14 protein-coding genes and 1 pseudogene are annotated in these 19,062 nt (G+C 61.3%); 6 read left to right on the forward strand and 9 right to left on the reverse strand.

All coding sequences use genetic code 11. From position 1 onward, the window contains the following. Window positions 1-13: 13 nt before the first annotated feature. Together LOY35_RS11655 and LOY35_RS11660 are read right to left on the reverse strand one after the other, a co-directional pair. Window positions 14-826, reverse strand: coding sequence for a MipA/OmpV family protein (locus LOY35_RS11655; RefSeq protein WP_258632632.1), 813 nt, complete (start codon window positions 824-826; stop codon window positions 14-16). Further along, window positions 823-2,304: an efflux transporter outer membrane subunit gene (locus LOY35_RS11660; protein WP_258632635.1), complete on the reverse strand. Its 1,482-nt coding sequence runs from the start codon at window positions 2,302-2,304 to the stop codon at window positions 823-825. Before LOY35_RS11660 ends, LOY35_RS11655 begins: the two co-directional genes overlap by 4 nt. A gap of 97 nt (window positions 2,305-2,401) precedes the next feature. On the opposite strand from LOY35_RS11660, the gene LOY35_RS11665 reads away from it, so the two are divergent. Both LOY35_RS11665 and LOY35_RS11670 read left to right on the forward strand, forming a co-directional pair. Then, window positions 2,402-3,091 carry a response regulator gene (locus LOY35_RS11665; RefSeq protein WP_258632636.1) on the forward strand — a complete coding sequence of 230 codons (690 nt, stop codon included), beginning with the start codon at window positions 2,402-2,404 and terminating at the stop codon, window positions 3,089-3,091. 5 nt (window positions 3,092-3,096) lie between these two features. Then, window positions 3,097-4,272: a cell wall metabolism sensor histidine kinase WalK gene (locus LOY35_RS11670; RefSeq protein WP_258632638.1), complete on the forward strand. Its 1,176-nt coding sequence runs from the start codon at window positions 3,097-3,099 to the stop codon at window positions 4,270-4,272. 84 nt (window positions 4,273-4,356) lie between these two features. On the opposite strand, the gene LOY35_RS11675 is transcribed toward LOY35_RS11670, so the two are convergent. The 3 genes from LOY35_RS11675 to LOY35_RS11685 all read right to left on the reverse strand — a co-directional run bounded on the left by LOY35_RS11675 (window position 4,357) and on the right by LOY35_RS11685 (window position 7,027). Beyond that, the gene (locus LOY35_RS11675; RefSeq protein WP_258632639.1) at window positions 4,357-4,932 is read right to left on the reverse strand and encodes a c-type cytochrome; all 576 of its coding nucleotides are present in this window, start codon (window positions 4,930-4,932) and stop codon (window positions 4,357-4,359) included. Further along, entirely contained in the window at window positions 4,919-6,220 is a 1,302-nt protein-coding gene (soxC, locus tag LOY35_RS11680) for a sulfite dehydrogenase (protein ID WP_258632641.1), read from the reverse strand. Before soxC ends, LOY35_RS11675 begins: the two co-directional genes overlap by 14 nt. Before the next feature lie 189 nt (window positions 6,221-6,409). Beyond that, the gene (locus tag LOY35_RS11685; protein ID WP_258632643.1) at window positions 6,410-7,027 is read right to left on the reverse strand and encodes a TetR/AcrR family transcriptional regulator; all 618 of its coding nucleotides are present in this window, start codon (window positions 7,025-7,027) and stop codon (window positions 6,410-6,412) included. Window positions 7,028-7,245: 218 nt separating this feature from the next. Between LOY35_RS11685 and LOY35_RS11690 the strand changes: the two genes are divergently transcribed. The 4 genes and pseudogenes from LOY35_RS11690 (at window position 7,246) to ltrA (ending at window position 13,978) form a co-directional block, all read left to right on the forward strand. Beyond that, window positions 7,246-8,121 carry a DMT family transporter gene (locus LOY35_RS11690; protein WP_258632645.1) on the forward strand — a complete coding sequence of 292 codons (876 nt, stop codon included), beginning with the start codon at window positions 7,246-7,248 and terminating at the stop codon, window positions 8,119-8,121. Between the two features lie 372 nt (window positions 8,122-8,493). Then, entirely contained in the window at window positions 8,494-10,671 is a 2,178-nt protein-coding gene (locus LOY35_RS11695) for a PQQ-dependent dehydrogenase, methanol/ethanol family (RefSeq protein WP_258632647.1), read from the forward strand. Window positions 10,672-10,737: 66 nt separating this feature from the next. Beyond that, complete coding sequence (aldA, locus tag LOY35_RS11700; RefSeq protein ID WP_258632649.1) at window positions 10,738-12,174, forward strand: aldehyde dehydrogenase; 1,437 nt, start codon at window positions 10,738-10,740, stop codon at window positions 12,172-12,174. A gap of 510 nt (window positions 12,175-12,684) precedes the next feature. Continuing rightward, window positions 12,685-13,978 (forward strand): annotated as a pseudogene (gene ltrA, locus LOY35_RS11705) (group II intron reverse transcriptase/maturase). Window positions 13,979-14,083: 105 nt separating this feature from the next. Here the strand turns inward: ltrA and LOY35_RS11710 are convergent. The 4 genes from LOY35_RS11710 to LOY35_RS11725 form a co-directional block, all read right to left on the reverse strand. Then, a complete protein-coding gene (locus LOY35_RS11710; RefSeq protein ID WP_258632651.1) occupies window positions 14,084-16,027 on the reverse strand; it encodes a sigma-54-dependent Fis family transcriptional regulator in 1,944 nt (647 codons plus the stop codon). A 138-nt stretch (window positions 16,028-16,165) separates the two neighbouring features. Further along, entirely contained in the window at window positions 16,166-17,128 is a 963-nt protein-coding gene (locus LOY35_RS11715; protein ID WP_258632653.1) for an alpha/beta hydrolase, read from the reverse strand. Window positions 17,129-17,192: 64 nt separating this feature from the next. Continuing rightward, entirely contained in the window at window positions 17,193-18,215 is a 1,023-nt protein-coding gene (locus tag LOY35_RS11720) for a transketolase family protein (RefSeq protein ID WP_258632655.1), read from the reverse strand. Next, on the reverse strand, window positions 18,212-19,060 hold the full coding sequence (locus LOY35_RS11725) for a transketolase (protein ID WP_258632657.1): 849 nt from the start codon (window positions 19,058-19,060) through the stop codon (window positions 18,212-18,214). Before LOY35_RS11725 ends, LOY35_RS11720 begins: the two co-directional genes overlap by 4 nt. Between the last annotated feature and the right edge of the window lie 2 nt (window positions 19,061-19,062).

The raw sequence follows: 19,062 nt of genomic DNA on the forward strand, positions 1-19,062 counted from the left end.
TGGGACCTCGGTATCAGAAGGTGTAGTTGATCGCGAACATGCCCAGGCCTGCGTTTTCACGCGCGACCAGCGGGCTGTTGCTGGCCTGGTCGGTGTAACGGGACAGCGTCAGGCTGGCCAGCGTCGACCAATGCGCATCCAGCGTGTGCTGCCAGTTCAAGGCCGCGGAATAGGCATAGATCCCGGCATCGGCGCTGTATCGCCCGTAGAGGGAACGCTGGCTCTGTTCCTGGGTGACCCCGAAGAAGGTCTGGTTGTAGCGGCCATCGCCAGCATGGGCGTCGATGTCCAGGGCAAGCGTGTCGCTGTCGGAATGGAACAGGATGCCTTCCAGGCCAAATCGATAACGGTTGCCACGGTGCTCGCCGGCCACGCGCAGTTCGGCTTCGCCGCTGACCGACAGCCAGTCAAACAGTTGCTGGCTGAGGGTGAAGTCGGCGACGGTTGCGCCGTTGATATCGCCCATGCCGTCCAACTCGCGGCCGCCCGGGCGCGTGGTGCTGTCTTTTTCCTTGCGGCCCAGGTCGTAGTTGATCGCCGCGCTGGCGCCGAAACCGCTGTCGGATTGAAACTGCACACCGAGGCCGCGGGTGGTGTCGGCAAACAACACGCCGCGCTGGATGCTGAACATCGGCAGCACGAGCGCGCGGTAGCGGTCGGCGCCCATGTAGCGAGGCGTGACACCCATGCCAAGGCCCAGGGTCGCGGTGGTTTTGTCGGCCGTCGGGCTGGCGTCGGCCGCCTGCGCCGGGCTCGCGAGCGTGCAGGACATCAAAGCGGCGGCGCCCCAGAGCGCGGCGCGGTTGAGGGGAGTGGTCAAGTTCATGGTGAAACCCTTTCTGCGGAGGAAAACAGCGGTGCGCCGGACAGCGCGCGATACAGCGCCAGGCGGTTGAACAACAATTGATAGGTCGCCTTACGTAATTCGATGGCGGATTCAGCCAGGCGAATGGAAACCACCGGGTGCTCCGAACGCGCAGCCGCACCGGCGGCAATTTGCTGGTCGAGACGCTTGGACTTCAGCGCCGTCAACGCCGTCAGATCCATTTGCGTGGTGGCGTCGGCCAACGCTTGCTGGCGTTGGCTCAACAGGTCGGAAATTTCGCGAAAGGCGTCCTGCACGGTCTTTTCGTACTGGGCGACGGCTGACTGTTGGCGGGCGGTGGCCAAGTCCAGGTTGGCCCTGTTGCGGCCACCGTCGAACAGCGGCAGGTTCAGTTGGGGGGTGAACAGCCACGCGCCGCTGCCGGATGAAAACAAGTTGCTCAAACGCGGGCTGGCGATGCCGGCACCGGTGCTCAAGGTGATCGAAGGGAAGAACGCCGCACGCGCGGCGCCGATATTGGCATTCGCTGCGCGCAGGGCTTGTTCGCACTGGCGCACATCAAAGCGCTGCAACAGCCGCTGGGACGGCAGTTCGACCAGCCATGGCGGGGTACCAAGGTCGATGACCGAATCTTTCGTGGCGGCGGTCGAAGGTGCGACCTGATAGCCGGTGACCCACGCCAGCGCCTGCTGTGCGCGGGTGTGTTCGGCGCTTGCATCCTGCAATTGAAGGGCAGCACGCCGAACCTCCATGCGCTGGGTGTCGACCGCGTCCTGGGCGACGAGGCCTTCTTTTTGCTGGCCGTCGAGTACGCTCAGCAGCTGGTTTTGATTGTCAAGAATGGATTGGGTGTCGATCTGCACGCCCGCCTGCAAGCGCTCCTGCAAATACAGGCGCGCCACTTCAACGATCAGCGCCTTGCGTGCGGCCAGGGCGCCGTAGCGCGTGGCGAGGTAATCATGTTGCGCCGCCTCGGACAGGCTGCGGACCCGGCCGAAAAAATCCAGCTCGAAGTCCGATACCCCCACGGACGCCACCGCGATGTCCTGTCCATAACGTTCGTCGGTGGTCTTGTCGTGCAGGTGTTGGCGGTTGCGTTGCAGGCCCAGGGCCACGGTGGGCATGCGATCGGCGCGGGAAATGCCGTACTGGGCGCGGGCTTGCTCGACACGCAGCAATGCCAGGCGCAGGTCGCGATTGTAGTTCAGGGCTTGTTCAACCCGATGCAGCAACTGCGCCGATGAATCCAGGCCGGCCAGCAGCTGTTGCTCTTCCTCGGAAAGCCCCTCGACCTCATTGGTCGCGGAGGAGGGCGCGCCCGTCGTAGGTTCGCCTTGCAGGGTTTGCGGCACCGGCGGCACGGGCGTCTGGTACGCCGGCGCCAGTGAGCAACCGGCCAGCATGCCGACCAGCAGCAAAACCGCGCCGAGGCGTTTGGGCAGCTTGATAGGCTTGGACAGCGGTGCGGTGGTCGGCATAGGATCGGTTCGCGAAAGTCGGGCGTAGGGCAATACTGGCAGCGGACTTTCAATAAACCGTTCGTGAATTATCAAGGTTTCATCAAGGGGCTTCTTTGTGTCAGGAAAACGTATCCTCATTGTCGAAGACGACGCCGACAGCGCCAATATTCTCGAAGCCTATTTGTGCCGGGATGGCTTTGAGGTGGCCTTGGCCGAAGACGGCCAACGCGGTCTGGACCTGCACAAGAGTTGGCAGCCAGATCTGATATTGCTCGACGTGATGCTGCCGCGCTTGAGTGGTACCGAGGTGCTGTCTGCCGTGCGCCGCAGCAGTGACACGCCGGTAATCATGGTCACGGCGATGGGCGACGAACCGGAAAAACTCGGCGCCTTGCGCTATGGCGCGGACGACTATGTGGTCAAACCCTACAGCCCCCGCGAGGTGGTGGCGCGCGTGCATGCAGTGTTGCGGCGTACCGCGGGCAGCCAACCAGTGGAACAGTTGCTGCGCCATGAGAACCTGCGAGTGGACCTCGGCGCCTTTACGGCGGCCATTGAACACCGCGATGCGCAACCGCAGTTGCTGGACCTGACTCCGACTGAATTCAAGCTGCTGGTCACTTTGCTCAAGACGCCCTCCAAAGCCTTCACCCGTGAGGAGCTGCTGGAAATCTGCCTGCCGGAAAGCGAAGCCCTGGCCCGTGTCGTCGACGCCCATGTGCACAACCTGCGGCGTAAGCTGGAAACCCATGGCATTGTCGGGGTACTGGTGACGGTGCGCTCCATTGGCTATCGGTTCAGGTAACCGCCATGCTTGATAAATCGCCCATTAACGACAAACCCCTGTGGCGCTGGCTCGGCATGCGCATGAGTCTGTTGGCGATCGGCGCCGTGGTGGTGATCGCATTATGCATGTGGATCAATTTCAACCTGTCGGACTGGTATTTTCTTCAGCATCTGCCGCCAGGGCCCCGGGAGGAACTGCTGCAACTGCGCGCCGAGCCGCAACTCAACGAGACGCGCCTGAGGCAATTGATCGCCGACTATTACCCGGTGGAGTATTTCCAGCCGCAAATCGCGAATCGCGACTGGCTGGTTCTGGCCTGCCTGGTGATGGCTGCTATTCCAATTATCATCATCTGTGGCCTGTGGTTTTCGCGACCTTTGTCCAGCCAGTTCTCGGCGATTGCACAAGGTGCGCGACGAGTTGCTGGAGGGGATTTTCTCACTCGCCTGCCGTCCCACCAGCAAGCGCCGGAGGAACTGCGAAACTTGATCAGCGACTTCAACAGCATGACCACGCAGTTGGAGCGCTACGAGCGAGATGTGCGTGAGTCCAGCGCGGTCATCGCCCACGAACTGCGCACGCCTTTGAATGCGGCCATGGGGCGTGTGCAGGGCATGCTCGATGAGGTATTCCCCAGCGACGCCGTGCAGTTGAGCATGGTCAAGCGTCAGCTCGACCAACTCAGAAAACTGGTGGATGACTTGCACCTGTTGTCGATGGCCAGGGCGGGCCAACTGGTGCTGGAGCGCAGCGTTTTTTCCTTGGCGGCATTGGTGGCCGAACGGCTTGCCTGGTTCCAGCCGCAACTGGAGGAGGCCGGCGTCCAGCCGCAAGTCGATATCGCGGATGGATTGGGTGTTTATGCCGATCGTGATCGCCTGGGCCAAGTGCTGAACATCCTTGTCGATAACCTATTACGCTACGCGGTCAGCGGTCGCGAACTGAACATCATGGCGCGTCGGATCGAAGATCGGGTCGTCATTGAGATCGGTGACCGAGGACCGGGCATCGAAGCACAGCATCTGGACAGCGTATTTGACCGTTTCTGGCGTGCGGAGCGCTCCAGGGCTCGCTATTCGGGCGGCAGCGGGTTAGGCCTGTCCATCGCCCGTGCGATCTGCCAGGCCCATGGCGGAACCATTACCGCCAGCAACCGCGCCCAGGGCGGTACGCTGATCAGGGCTGAATTTCCGGTGTAGACCTTCAGTTATCTGTCTATTTGCTCAATGATCGCTACCACGCCGGAGTACTCAACTAGGTATGATTTTTCATTGTGTGATCCGTTAGGGAGTTTTCAGGCAGTCAGACATGCAGGCAACAGCCTTACTATCAGGCCTGTCGTCGGTGTAAAAACCGTCTCGATTCGGCATTTTCACGGCTGCCAAGGCCGATGCATCAACGGTCGCGTTGGCTTCAAGCAGCTTGTTCATGTGCAGGACGTAGCCGGTCACCGCATAGACTTGTTCGTTGGTCAGTGACTGTGGCGCCTGGAAGGGCATGGCTCTGCGGATGTAGTCGAAAAGAGTCGTTGCATAGGGCCAATAGCTGCCGACTGTCTTTAGCGGCTTGTCAGTGGTCAGCGTTCCTTCTCCCCCTGCCAACGCCGGACCGACGCCGCCTTCGAGCTTCATGCCATGGCAACTGACGCAGCTGTTCATGTAGACCTTTTCGCCGTCGGCCACCGTCGCGCGCCCTGGAGGCAAAGCCTTGCCGTCGGGGGCTACATCGATGTTCCAGCTGGCGATCTGCGCTTCGGTAGCCTTGGTGCCCAAACCGTACTTGGGTTGCGCTGAGGCATGAGTCAGCGCACAGGCGCAAAGCAAGCCTATGACAAACGAACCACCTTTAAGCCCGTCCATTGGTCACCTCCCCATTGTTGGACACGCGCCACGGTTGTACTGAGTTGTTGTGATAAAACGAGACCTTGCCACGCTCATCGATCAGTTGTTCCAGCGTCGGCTGGACATATCCGGTCTCGTCGATGGCACGACTCATGATCATCAACTCTTGGCCGTTCCACTCGAAAGGGGCTCTGAAGGCGGTCAGCGCTTTGGTCAGAATGGGCTCCTGTAACTTGGCTTGCGTCCAGTTGTTGCCTCCGTCGACGGAAACATCGACACGGGTGATTTTGCCGTGGCCGCTCCAGGCAATACCTCGCATCTCGTGAAGGCCCTTGCGCGTCAGTTTCTGAGTGCCGGAAGGGTAGGTCACCAGCGATTTGCATTCCATGACAAAGGAAAACTTCCGAGCTTTGCCGTTCGCCATCAGGTCGGTGTATTTGGCGGTTTCTTCCCGGCTGTAGGCGGGGGCGTCGGTGACGTGCAGTCGGCGCAGCCATTTGATGTGGGTATTGCCCTCGTAGCCGGGGACAAAAAGGCGCAGCGGGTAGCCCTGTTCCGGTCTTAGACGCTCGCCGTTCTGGCTGTAGACGACCATCACATCGTCCAGACATTTTTCGATGGGAATGCTGCGCGTCATTGCCGCGCCATCAGCTCCTTCGGCGACGATCCACTTGGCTTGCGGCTTCAGCCCTGCTTCATCCAGCAGGGTTTTCAGGGTGACGCCCGTCCATTCAGCGCAACTCACCAGGCCACTGACTTCGGCGGCTGTTTTACCCCAGGGTGGCAGAAACGATGGGTTGCCCGAACACTCCATGAAGTGCACCCGCGACACAGCAGGGAATTGGCGTATCTCATCCACCGTAAAGATCAAGGCTGTTTCGGTAAGGCCGTGGATCACCAATCGATGTTCCGCCGGATCGATTTGCGGGACGCCCGCGTGGTGGCGCTCATAAAACAGACCGTTCGGTGTAATGATGCCGTCCAGCTCCTGAAGTGGTGAGGTGCTGTAGGCGGACATCGTGTCCTTCAGGCCGGGATATAAATTCCTGATGGCTTTGGTTTCGAATGTTGAGGGTTTGCCATAAGGGGTTGCCGTGGGTGAGCCAAGGCTATGAGTCCATTGCGGGACTTCAAGGGGCAGGTTCGGATCAAGGGAGGCGGTGTTGGTCGTCTCGGCGTTAACGAGTTTGCTGTCACCCAGGGCCAATGCGGCAGTGCCGATAACTGCCCCGCTTTTAATCAGAAAATCTCTGCGGGCTATTTGAGAGGTGTCTTGCTGGGCGGGGACCATGGATTTTTTTGTCATTGTTGTTCCCTCTGGATCTTTTTGTCAGGGCAGGCCTGACGGCTTGGTCGTAGACTGATCGGTCGGTCTGTACTTTAGCCTAGAACGAAAAACCCGTGTGGTCTAGTCGCAGGAACACCCATGTGGCGGAAACTTGAATGAGGGGGTGGAGCTGGGGAGGTGGCGCATTCGATGCGCCGCTTATGCCAGTCAAGCCAGATTTGGCTCAACCTTCAGTCCGGGCAGGAGGGTGTCGCAGAAGAACGTCGCGATAGATTCCGGGGAACGCGGGCCTCCGGGCTTGATCCAGAGATAGCTGTAGTGGTGAATGCCAAGGATGGCCTTGACGGCCAACGAGTCAGATGTGCGGAAAGTACCCTCGCTCACGCCCGCCTTGAGGATCTGCGACCAGAGTTTTTCGTACTGACGGTGCAGGTCGAGCAATTCGGCCTGGCGCTCGCCAATGACGGAATACACTTCACGGAAACAGACCGTCATTTCGGCCAGGTGGGTGACTATCGTACGCATCACGATGGCGGAGAACTGGCGAAATTTAGCTTCCGCCGACAGATCGCTCTCACAAAGAGGCGTGCCCTCTGCGATGAGCACCCGCAAATACCGGCTGGTGATTTCAAACAGTAGCTCTTCCTTGCTGCCGATGTGGTAATACAGCGCGCCTCGAGCCAGGCCAGTGGCTTTTTCCAACTCAGCCATGCCGGTCGCGTGAAAGCCGCGCGTCGAAAACAACTGCGCAGCAATCTTCAGTATCCGCTCCTTGGTGCTTGTTTCAGCAGGTTCGGCAGCGACGACGGCGTTCTTTTTTCCCATGAGTCAATTCCAACCGGTTGAGCGCCAATCATACCCATGCGTGCGCGTCGAAGGATACAAAGGGGAGATGGGCATCCCATAGTTGCAACCAAGTAGTTGTATTGACCGATCGGTACAGAAGCGTTTATAAGCCATCCGTAGCCGAGCGTGTTCCAAATGGCGCGGTAGCGTCGAGAATTCTGAGAGCCATACCAAGGCATTGGGACCGATAGACAACGATGAACAGTCATTCCACTCAGGCCTCCACCCCGTCAACCTCGGCGGGATTGATCGTTCTGACCTGTTTCGCCATGGTCGCATTTGCCGCGAATTCCTTGCTGTGCCGCCTTGCGTTAAAACACACCGATATCGATGCCGCGAGCTTCAGCGTTGTCCGGCTGGCCAGTGGCGCCTTGGTGCTATGGCTGATGTGTGCATTCAGACGATCCCCCACTTTGGTCAAGGGAAGCTGGAAGGGCGCCGCAGCCTTGTTCATTTACGTCTTCGCTTTTTCCTTCGCGTATCTTCATCTGGAGACCGGGACGGGAGCGCTACTGCTGTTTGGGGCGGTTCAGCTGAGCATGGTTCTGTACGGCTTGTTCAAAGGCGAGCGGATGCACAGGCTGGCGATCGTTGGATTTGTGTTGGCGATGGGCGGCCTGCTTAGCCTGCTGCTTCCAGGCGCGGCGGCCCCCGACCTTTTTAGCGCACTCACGATGCTGTTGTCGGGACTCGCGTGGGGGATCTATTCACTGCTCGGCAAAACCGTCATGGATCCTCTGGCGACCACTGCCAGCAACTTCATCCGCGCGATTCCCCTGGTCCTGATTGCAAGCTTGCCGTTTCTATCAGGGCTGCGTTGGGATCCGCTGGGGATGATTTATGCCGTCCTTTCCGGAGCGCTGGCCTCAGGCGTCGGATACGCGGTCTGGTATATCGCCGTGCGTCAGCTTGCCTCGTTTCAAGCAGCGACGGTGCAGTTGAGCGTGCCCATTCTGGCTTCGCTGGCTGGCATCGTTTTTCTGGGTGAAAGCCTGAGCGTAAGGATGGTCGTAGCATCCGTGGCTGTGCTAGGCGGCATTGCGTTGGTATTGGGTAGCAAACAGCGTGGCTAGTGGTCACCGGATGACGAAGCCGGGGGAAACCGCCGCTGCTTTTTAGCTTGATGGGCACTTGTTCGACTAGCTATGGGTAGAAGCAAATCCATCAGCTTTCTTTGATCAGCGCCATGGGAGCGCTCGGGCGGGTCATCCGAGCGTGTGTCGCTGGCTTATGGACCCAAGCCAGGTCAAATCGAAGCGCGTCAGGACTGGCACAGCTGTCGCGGTGAATGCGACAACTGTCGCACGTCGGCGCAACCCATAGGCTGGAGTGAAAGCCGCGTACAACGGGGCCTACAACGATTTTTCAGACGGTGGCATGGGGGTTGCTCCTCTCTTGGTGCGCAGCGCAATGGCTTCGCTACTAATAAGAACCAGGAGTCCCCTATGTCACAGATTGGTCTCGCCGTGCCTACTGCTTCTCGGAGCGCCCCCCTTCGCGTTCCTCTCAAGACGCTATTTGTCGTGCTGGCGCTTACTCTCAATGCGGCGCCGGGCTGGGCCCAGGACATGCCGGCGAATGTCGACGGCAAGCGCATCATCGCCGCCGATCAGGAGCCCGGTAACTGGATGAGCACCGGCCGCACCTACGACGAGCAGCGCTACAGCCCATTGAAGAAAATCAGCGACCAGAACGTCGGCCAGCTGGGGCTCGCCTGGAGCTACAAGCTGGACCTGGATCGCGGCGTCGAGGCCACGCCTATCGTGGTCGACGGCGTGATGTACACCACCGGCCCGTTCTCGGTGGTCTACGCGTTGGATGCTCGCGATGGCAAGTTGATCTGGAAGTACGACCCCAAGTCCGACCGCAACCGCGCCGGCGAGGCCTGTTGCGATGCGGTCAACCGGGGCGTCGCGGTGTGGAAGGGCAAGGTTTACGTGGGCGTGCTCGATGGTCGCCTGGAAGCCATCGACGCCAAGACCGGCCAGCGCGCCTGGTCGGTGGACACCCGGGCCGATCACACGCGCAGCTACACCATCACCGGTGCCCCGCGCGTGGTCAACGGCAAAGTGGTGATCGGCAACGGCGGCGCCGAGTTCGGCGTACGCGGTTATGTCACCGCGTACGACGCCGAAACCGGCAAGCAAGCCTGGCGCTTCTTCACGGTGCCGGGCGATCCCAAATTGCCGCCGGAAGACAAAGCCATGGCCATCGCCGCCAAGACCTGGCACGGCGATGCCTATGTTGCCCAAGGCGGTGGTGGCACGGCCTGGGACTCCTTCGCTTTCGATCCGGATTTGAACCTGCTGTACATCGGCGTGGGCAACGGTTCGTTGTGGGACCCGAAATGGCGCAGCCAGGCCAAGGGCGACAACCTGTTCCTGTCTTCGATCGTCGCGGTCAACGCGGATACGGGCGAGTACGCCTGGCACTACCAGACCACGCCGGGAGACGCCTGGGACTACACCGCCACCCAGCACATGATCCTTGCGGAACTGCCAATCAATGGAAAACCGCGCAAGGTACTGATGCAGGCGCCGAAGAACGGGTTCTTCTACGTGATTGACCGAGCCACGGGTGAGCTGCTGTCGGCCAAGGGCATCGTGCCGCAAAGCTGGACCAAAGGCATGGACATGAAGACCGGGCGGCCCATCGTCGATGACGAGAACGCCGCGTACTGGAAGGATGGCAAGCGCAAATTGGTCACGCCCGCGTTCTGGGGCGCCCATGACTGGCAGCCGATGTCCTACAACCCGAACACCGGCCTGGTGTATATCCCGGCGCACATCATGTCCGCCTACTACGAGCACATTCCCGAGGCGCCGAAGCGCAACCCGTTCAAGAGCATGTACCAACTGGGCCTGCGCACCGGGATGATGCCGGAGGACGCCGATGGGCTGTTGGAAATGGCCAAGGGCTGGTCGGGCAAGCTGATCGCCTGGGACCCGGTCAAGCAGCAACCGGCCTGGGAAGTGCCCTATGTGACGATCTTCAACGGCGGCACCTTGAGCACCGCCGGCAACCTGGTGTTCGAGGGCAGCGCCGACGGCCGGGTGATCGCTTATGCCGCCGACAGTGGCAAGAAACTCTGGGAGCAGCCGGCGGCCAGCGGTGTGATGGCGGCGCCGATTACCTACAGCGTGGACGGTGAGCAGTACGTGACGTTCATGGCCGGATGGGGCGGCGCCTTCTCGACCTTTGCCGGTGCCTTGTCCTTGCGCGCCGGGGTCCGGCCGTTCTCCCAGGTGTTGACCTACAAGCTGGGCGGCACGGCGAAACTCAACGAGCCGGCACCGCTCGCCGACACCCCGAAACCGCCGCCCCTGACCGGCGACCTGGCCGCAGTGGACGCCGGCGCCAAGCTCTACGACGGCTATTGCTCCCAATGCCACGGCATTCATGCAGTCAGCGGCGGCGTGCTGCCGGACCTGCGCAAGCTGACGCCGGAAAAACACCAGATGTTCCTCGGCATTCTCTACGGCGGTCGAGTGCCGGATGGCATGCCGTCCTTCGCCGACGCCTTCACGCCGGAACAGGTGGAGCAGATCCATCAATACCTGATCAAGCGCGCCCACGACCTGCAGCAGGAAGGCGGCGTCTGGAAAACCTTCAGCGCCAAATGAACGCCCGCGCTGCAGGGGCGGGGCCGCCTCTGCAGCGTTTTCGACACTGTCCGCGAGAGCAAGCACATGACCGAAATCATCGAGTATCAGAACTTCATCGCCAACGCCTTCGTTCCCGGCGATCCCCGCATCGAAGTGCGCAACCCGGCCAACGACCGACTGCTGGCGCGGGTGCCCGAAGCCAGCGGCGAGCACGTTGAAGCGGCTATCGCCGCGGCGCGCAAGGCGCAGAAAGGCTGGGCAGCGCGGCCGGCCATCGAGCGCGCCGGCTACCTGCGCAAGATTGCCAGCAAAGTGCGCGACAACGCCGAACGACTCGCCCACATCATCACCGCCGAGCAAGGCAAGGTGCTGGGGCTGGCGCGGGTGGAGGTCAACTTCACGGCCGATTACCTGGATTACATGGCCGAGTGGGCACGGCGTCTTGAAGGCGAGGTGCTGACCAGCGACCGCGCCGGCGAAAGCATCTTCCTGCTGCGCAAACCTCTGGGTGTGGTAGCCGGCATCTTGCCGTGGAACTTCCCGTTCTTCCTGATCGCTCGCAAAATGGCGCCGGCCTTGGTGACCGGCAACACCATCGTGATCAAGCCCAGCGAAGAAACCCCGATCAACTGCTTCGAGTTTGCCCGCCTGGTGGCCGAGACCGACCTGCCTACCGGGGTGTTCAACGTGGTCAGCGGCACAGGGGCGACGGTGGGGCATCAGCTGACGAGTCATGCCGGCATCGATTTGATCAGCTTCACCGGCAGCGTCGGCACCGGCTCGCGGATCATGGCCGCGGCGGCGCCGAACATCACTAAACTCAATCTGGAACTGGGGGGCAAGGCGCCGGCTATCGTGCTCGCGGACGCCGACCTGGAACTGGCGGTCAAGGCCGTCACCGCGTCGCGTGTGATCAACACCGGGCAAGTCTGCAACTGCGCCGAGCGGGTGTACGTCGAACGCAAGGTCGCCGATCAGTTCATCGAGCAGATAGCCGCGTCGATGGCCGCGACCCGGTACGGCGACCCGCTGGCCGAGGACGACCTGGACATGGGGCCGCTGATCAACCAGGCGGCGCTGGACAAGGTCGCGCAGATGGTCAGGACCGCCACGGGGCAGGGCGCTGAGGTGGTGACTGGCGGCGCCGGGGCCGACAAGGGCCAGGGTTTCCATTACCAGCCGACCGTTTTGGCCGGCTGTGGCAGCGACATGGCGATCATGCGCCAGGAGATCTTCGGCCCGGTGTTGCCGATCCAAATCGTCGAAGACCTGGACGAAGCGATCGCCCTGGCCAACGACAGCGAATACGGCCTGACTTCATCGATCTACACCCGCAGCCTGAGCGCGGCCATGCGGGCCAGCCATGAACTGGATTTCGGCGAAACCTACATCAATCGCGAGAACTTCGAAGCGATGCAGGGCTTCCATGCCGGGGCGCGCAAGTCCGGCATTGGCGGCGCGGACGGCAAGCATGGTTTGTATGAATACACGCACACCCACGTGGTTTACATTCAGATCTGATCGTTGACCCATGCCCGGAGAAATGCCGGCACCCGTGAGGGTGTCGGCATTTTTATGTGCGCCCAGCATGGGCGCAATCTTGTGGGTGAAAGTCCCGCCGTAAGCTGACCACAGCGAACGAAGTGAAGCGCAACTGCATGAGGGCGACCGAGTGTGGGGAGGAAGCGTGGATCGAAGCCATGAGCCGATGTACAAGAACCGGATAAAAGGCGAGGCCGATCAGGGCGAGCGGGCATAAAACCGCGAAGTTCTTGTGGTCAAGGATCAGGCTGCGTAAATCCGGCGGTTGTGTGGTGAAGGATTGCGTTCTTACCTGGGGAGATCTCGCCTTGTGCCTGAAAGGGCGACGGTGCAAACCGGAGCGAGAAGTCAGCAGAGGCCGTAGTAGTCTTTTTTTTTTTGACGAAGGGCCGAACGAGAGAAAGCGTTATAGGCCATGTTGATGCGAAAGACCGGAAGTCAGAAGCCTGCCAAACGTGGGGCGGATGTGAGGACGCGAGCGGTGAAGCCGTGAGAAGCCCCATCAGCGACGAGGTCAATTGCCCGCAAAATGAAACCGACAACGCAGGGCAAGGGCTGCTGGAACGGGCCTTTGCGAGAGCAAACCTGAAACGGGCCTGGAAACGGGTCAAGGCCAACAAAGGGGCTGCGGGATTTGACGGTCTGGATATTGAACAGACCGCCGAACATTTGCAAAGCCGATGGCCTGCGATCTGCGAACAGCTTCTTTCAGGCGTCTACCGGCCCAGTCCGGTACGACGCGTGGTCATTCCCAAGCCTGACGGCGGCGAACGCGAGTTGGGTATCCCAACGGTCACCGACCGGCTGATCCAACAAGCGTTGCTGCAAGTCTTGCAACCACTGCTCGACCCAACCTTCAGTGAACACAGCTACGGCTTTCGTCCGGGGCGCAGTGCGCAGGACGCCATCCTGTCGGCTCAGCAACATGTGTCTTCGGGGCGCAAGGTGGTAGTGGATGTTGATCTGGAGAAGTTCTTCGACCGGGTCGACCACGACATTCTGATAGGTCGTTTACGCAAACGGATTGTGGACCCGGCAGTTATCCGGCTGGTTCGCGCGTATCTGGATGCGGGAACGCTGATTAATGGCGTGGTCGAGAGAAGTCGCCAGGGGGCGCCGCAAGGCGGCCCGCTGTCGCCGTTGTTGGCGAATGTGCTGCTGGACGAAGTGGATCGAGAGCTTGAACGTCGGGGCCATTGTTTCGTGCGTTATGCCGATGACGCGAATGTGTACGTTCGCAGCAAGAAGGCTGGGCAGCGAGTGATGGTCCTGCTGAAGCGTCTGTATGAAAAGCTGCACTTGAGTGTCAACGAGAGCAAGAGTGCCGTGGCGAGCGCGTTTGGTCGCAAGTTTCTAGGCTATGCCTTTTGGGCGTCCCCCAAAGGCGTCAAGAGATCGGTAGCGGTCAAGGCGCGTAAGCAGTTCAAGCAACGTATCCGCTGGCTTACCCGGCGTTCAGGTGGCCGCAGCTTGCAGCAGGTTGTCGATCGATTGAGGCCCTACCTGCTGGGTTGGAAGGCTTATTTTGGCTTGTCGCAAACCCCTCGAATTCTGGCGAGAGCTGGACGAATGGATGCGACATCGACTCCGAGCGATCCAGCTCAAGCAGTGGCGGCGCAGTTCAACGATCTATCGGGAGTTACGCAAGTTGGGAGCAAGTGAGGCTGCTGCACGCAAAGTGGCGGGAAACTCCCGCTGTTGGTGGCGCAACAGCCGCTTTGAACTCAACCGAGTACTCGATATAGCGTGGTTCGACAGAATGGGTTTACCGCGCCTCTCCTGACCTCAATCTCTCGAACCGCCCGGTGCGGACCCGCATGCCGGGTGGTGTGGCAGGGGAATGGCCCGTGAAAGGCCGTCCCCTATGCCGATTGGCGCGGATCCGGTGTCAGGGCTGGTCGTTGGGCGCGACGACGCCGTGTTTTTTCATCTTGCGATACAGCGTCGAGCGCGAGATGCCCAGGTCCGTCGCGGCGGCGCTGATGTTCCAGCGATGCCGGCGCAACGTGCCCAGCAGGCGGCGGGACTCTTCGCCGCCCAGTTGTTTTTCCAGGTTGCCGGCCTGCGGCGTCGCGCCGGTAGGCAGTGGCAGCCTCTGCGGTGCGAGCAATTCGCAGGGCAGGCAGTCCAGATCAATCACGCCGTCTTCGGCCAGGGCCACCGCGTAACGCAGGCTATTGAGCAGCTGGCGAATGTTGCCAGGCCATGGATAGTCGAACAGGCATTGGCGGGCATGGATGTCCAGCCGCAACCCGCGGGCACCGGCTTGGGCGGCGAGCAGCTTGTCGATCAGCTCGGCTCGGTCACTGCGTTCGCGCAACGCCGGCAGCGCGAGGTTCATGCCGGCGAGGCGGTAGAATAGGTCTTCGCGAAAGCGCTTCTCGCCGATCATGTTGTGCAGGTCCTGGTGGGTAGCCGAGATCACTTGGACATCCAGCGTCACCGGCGACTCGGCCCCCAGTGGCGAGATCTCGCGCTCCGCCAGCACCCGCAGCAAGCGGGTTTGCAGGTGGGCGGGCATGTCGCCGATTTCATCGAGGAACAGCGTGCCGCCGTTCGCCAGTTCCAGCTTGCCTTTCATGCCTTTTCGGTTGGCACCGGTGAAGCTGCCGGCGCGATAGCCAAACAGTTCGCTCTCGATCAACGTCTCGGGGATCGCCGCGCAGTTCAACGCAACGAAAGGCCCGGCGCGACGACTGCTGCCATGGTGAATGGCACGGGCAAAGGCTTCCTTGCCGGTGCCGGTCTCGCCGGTGATCAGGATTGGGATGCCTTTGTCGATCACCTTGCGCACGCGCCGCACGTTCTGTTGCAGGCGGGCATCTTGGCCGGCGAGTTGCTGCAGGTCCGGGTGAGCCTGGAGGGCGGGACGGGCGACGGGGAGCGGGCGGTGCCGTTCGGAAGGAATGCGCAGGCCGACGTCCAGCAAGGCTTCGTCCTGACGACCCCGCAGGCGCACGCCCTGGGCGCCGCCGTTGGTGAGTTGGAGCAGTTCGTCCACCGTGGTCGGCAGCAGGCTGTCGATGGGCGCGCCGAGCAATGTTGGCTTGTCGGCCAACGCCAGGGCGACAAACGCGGCGCGGTTGGCGCCGATGACGCGGCCGCTTTCATCCAGGGCGAGCAATTGCTCGTTCGCCAGGTCGGCGATCTCATCGATCGGTTTGAGGGACAAGGTCAGGCGGTCGCGGTAGCTCTGGCGAAAGTCTGCGTTCTCGATCAGGCGCGCGTACATGAGCACCAATTGCAGCGTGAGGTACTGGCTTTCCCGCGGGCCGTTGCTGTTCATGCAGGTCGCATTCAGGCAACCGCGCAACAGACCTTGGGCGTCGAAGATCGGCGCCACCGAGCAGCTCAGGCGGAAATTGGACGCCAGGAAGTGCTCCTCACGATGAATGATCAGCGGCTGCGCCGCCGCCAGGGTCGTGCCGATGCCGTTGGTGCCGACCACGGACTCGTCCCACCGCGCGCCCACCACCAGCCCTGATTGGGTGTAGGCGTCGTTCTGGCTAGGTAGCCGGGCATCCAGGGTGATGCCGCGTTCGTCGCTCAGCAACACGGCAAAACCGGCGGGCACCACCCGCTGGGCCAGGCCGCTGACACCTTGGCTGGCGATGGACAGGTATTGCTGATGCTGTTCCTGATGACGACGGATTTCCTCGGCACTTAGGATATTCTTGCGGCTCGCCGCGCCCGGATCGAGCCGGTGCTCCACGACGCTGCGGTACCAGGACTGCGCAATGACCTCGTCGGGCCTGAGGCCGCGCCCGGAGAAGTGGTCGTTGACGAACGCCGCGAGTTCGCTGGGGATCATCTGCGTGCTGTGCAGGGGCATGAAAGGCTCCATCAGCGGTGAAACCGAAACGGCTTTCACGGCGATCTTGTTCTTAGAGATGGCTGCGGTTGCAAGTATCTACCATAGACGCTGGAACGTGAATTTTCAGCTCCTGGAACAATAGGTTTCGACGAGGGTTTACATGCTAGGTTCCCTGTTCATTCCTCTCAGGAACTCTTTCAACGCGCGGACGATGTCGAGCGCCGATTGATCCGTGATGGGTCCTGCAACCTGGTCGAACATGTGCGGTGCGCCAGGATAGACGTGAAGTGCCATGGCCACCCCTGCGCGAGATAACCTCATTGCGTAATCAACGTCCTCTTCGAGGAACAGATCCTGTGAACCGACCGAGATGAAGGCAGGGGGCAGGTTGCGCAGGTCGGGTTGCAGGGCCGGTGAAAACAGACCGACACGATCATCGTCCAGGGTGTAGTCACCGCGAAGGCAATCCCAGCAGAACTGATTGGGCGCCGGCAACCAGCTGAACGTGCCAGTGTCCCGGCTCGGGTAGGGCGATTGCACCGAGCCTGTGCGGTGGTCGAGCATGGGGTAGATCAGCACTTGGCCGGCGAGAGGGTATTGGCCTCTGTCGCGGGCCATGATGGCCAATGCGGCGGCAAGCCCGCCGCCGGCGCTATGACCCATGACCACGACGCGCGGGGGATCCAGGCCCAGGTCGTGGTAGTTTGCAAACAGCCAGGCGAGGGCGCTGTAACAGCCCTCGAGGGGCGCTGGAAAAGGATGTTCGGGCGCCAGACGATAATCCACCGCAACGATGATCGCGCCCAACTCCTCGGCCAAGTCGGCCAGGCAGTCGTCTGCCATCTCGGGTTTCCCAAGTACAAAACCTCCGCCATGTATGTACAGGATCGCAGGCAGGACCGTGTTTTGCGGGCGTTCTTTCGGTCTGTAGAGACACAAGCGCAGGCGTTTGGCATCGGTGCCTGTGATCCAGCACACCTCGCACCGCGCGCTGTGCCCGGATTTGAAGGTTGAATGTACTCGGGAGCGGATGGCCGGCAGCGTGCTCAGCGACCATTGCTCCGCGCCCGAGGCCACAAGGTCCTGGCGTGCAGGATCGAGCAGTTCATCTGGCTTCAAAATTACGCTCCTCTTTGCGTCGTGCCGGCAGGGCACCTTTTGCCTGGTGCCCTGTGTTTCGCCGTTACAGCCAGGCTTTGATTTGCGCGCAAACGGCCTGGGTGGAAATGCCGTAGCGATCATGCAGCGTCGGCAGCGCACCCGCGTCGAGGAAGGCGTCTGGCAACGCGATTTGCCTGAATGTCGGGGTCACGCCATTGCGCAGCAGGACCCCGGCAACCGCTTCGCCCAGCCCGCCGATGATGGAGCTATTTTCCGCGGTCACCACCAGTCGCCCTGGCTTTCTGGCCTCGGCGAGCAGGGTGTGTTCGTCCAGCGGCTTGATGGTCGGCATGTGCAGGACCGCGACATCGACGCCGTCGGCCTGCAGTTGCTTGGCGGCTTCCAAGGCACGCATCGTCATCAACCCGGTGGAAATGATCAGGACATCATTGCCGGTACGCAGGGTCTTGGCCTTGCCGATCTCGAACGTGTAGCCATATTCGTCCAGCACCAAGGGCACGTTACCGCGCAGCAAACGCATGTAGACCGGGCCTTGGTGGGCGGCGATGGCCGGTACGGCCTGCTCGATTTCCAACGCGTCACAGGGGTCGACGATCATCAGGTTGGGCATGGCGCGGAAGATCGCCAGGTCGTCCGTAGCCTGGTGGCTCGGACCGTAACCGGTGGTGAGGCCTGGCAAGCCACAGACAATCTTGACGTTGAGGTTTTCCTCGGCGATCGCCATGCAAATGAAGTCGTAGGCCCGACGGGAAGCGAACACCGCGTAGGTCGTGGCAAACGGCACGAAACCTTCCCGGGCCATGCCCGCCGCGGCGCTCATCAGCAACTGCTCGGCCATGCCCATCTGGTAGAAACGATCCGGATGGGCCTTGGCGAAGATGTGCAAGTCGGTGTATTTGGACAGGTCGGCGGACAGGCCGACGATGTCCGGGCGCTGGTCCGCCAATGCGGCCAGCGCATGGCCGAATGGTGCTGTTTTCGTCGCCTGTCCTTCGGCGGCAATCGAGGCGATCATCGCCGAGGTGGTGAGGCGCTTTTTCGCGGGTTCGCCCGTTGAGGTTGGCGTGTTGGCGGCGTTACTCATTGGTTTTTTCCTTCTTCAAGGTAGCTCAGCGCCTGGTCCCATTCGTGTTCTTCCACGCGGATGAAATGGGTCTTTTCACGGTTTTCCAAAAACGGCACGCCCTTGCCCATGCGGGTGTCGCAGATGATGACCCGTGGTTGGCCGGCGGAATGGTTGCGCGCGGCGTCGAAGGCGGCGACCAGCGCATCCAGATCATTGCCATCGACGCGCTGGGTGAACCAGCCGAAGGCTTGCCAGCGATCGACAATGGGCTCGAACGAGAGGATTTCGCTGGAGTAGCCATCGGCCTGTTGGTTGTTGACGTCGACGATGGCGATCAGGTTGTCGAGCTTCCAGTGCGACGCCGACATTACGGCTTCCCAGGTCGAACCTTCGTTCAATTCACCATCCGAGAGCAGGTTGTAGACGAAGGCGGGCGAGCCTTTGCGCTTCAGGCCCAGGCAGGCACCTACGGCGATGCCCAGGCCCTGGCCGAGGGAACCCCCGGTGATTTCCATGCCTGGCGTGTAGGTAGCCATTCCCGACATGGGTAGCCGGCTGTCGTCCGCGCCATAGGTTTCCAGCTCGTCGAGCGGAATGATTTCGGCCTCGATCAAGGCGGCATACAAGGCAATCGCGTAGTGGCCGATGGAAAGGTAGAAGCGGTCGCGCTCCTCCCACTCAGGATCTTCGGGCCGATAGTTCATGGCGTGGAAGTAAGCGACGGCAAGCAGGTCAGCGGCGCCCAGGGCCTGGCCGACGTAGCCTTGGCCCTGCACCTGTCCCATGCGCAGTGCGTGGCGACGGATGTTATGGGCGCGGTCGGCCAGGGACGTGGATGAAGCAGATGAAAGCGAGCGAGTCATGG

This window comes from Pseudomonas sp. B21-028 (assembly GCF_024749045.1).
Lineage (GTDB): Bacteria > Pseudomonadota > Gammaproteobacteria > Pseudomonadales > Pseudomonadaceae > Aquipseudomonas.